The following is a 702-nucleotide window of genomic DNA, read 5'->3' on the forward strand; positions in this document are numbered from 1 at the left end:
TCATCGGTGACCCTGACGTACTCGCCAAGCCCTATCGACCCGAACTTCCCAACGGATCGACTTACCGGTCGTCCGCCGCTGGACACGTGCATCACCGTCCAGTTCGGAGACGATGCGGTCACCACTGAAGGAATCGACCTCGCCGAAGCTGTCCGCGAAACCATGGCCAGCATCTCCCTACGCCGGTATCCACGCCCACCGTCAGATCGGGATCCAGACGAACTCGAGGTCGACGATTCCGACCCCTCATGTCAGATCGCCCCCGGTCAACGAGTGTGGTTCGTTGAGGGGGCCGAACCGCCTGACGACAAATTGTTGGTCGCGGACGAGGAAACTAACCAGCGAGTGGTCATCGACCATGCCACGTGGAACCCGCTGCTTAGCGCTGTGGCGTACTTCCAGCAGATGCACTGCGAGTCCTGTCCCGATGTAACACTCGCTGCACCAGACGAATTCGTTCTCATCCCTGGAATTGAGTAAGCGAGTAAGAGCGCCCGATTTCCCACCTACACCGCCCGGCCGGCAGACAGTCACCAACCCTGGCTACCAACTCCAATGTCGGCTGACATGACCCGACCTGATGATGATGGGACAGCCGGACGTCCTACCGCGCGGGCTGATAGGCGGTGCTGCGGCTGCCGGGATGCAGATAGGGCGGCCGCAGCGATCCTGTGCCCAGCGGCCCAGTGGCCATCGCAAGGT

1 protein-coding gene is annotated in these 702 nt (G+C 61.5%); it reads left to right on the plus strand.

The features are described from left to right. Window positions 1–480 (plus strand): hypothetical protein (locus tag IMZ11_RS43030; RefSeq protein ID WP_228649390.1); only part of this gene is annotated, 480 nt, incomplete at its 5' end. Between the last annotated feature and the right edge of the window lie 222 nt (window positions 481–702).

This window comes from Microtetraspora sp. AC03309 (genome assembly GCF_020826795.1).
Lineage (GTDB): Bacteria > Actinomycetota > Actinomycetes > Streptosporangiales > Streptosporangiaceae > Microtetraspora > Microtetraspora glauca.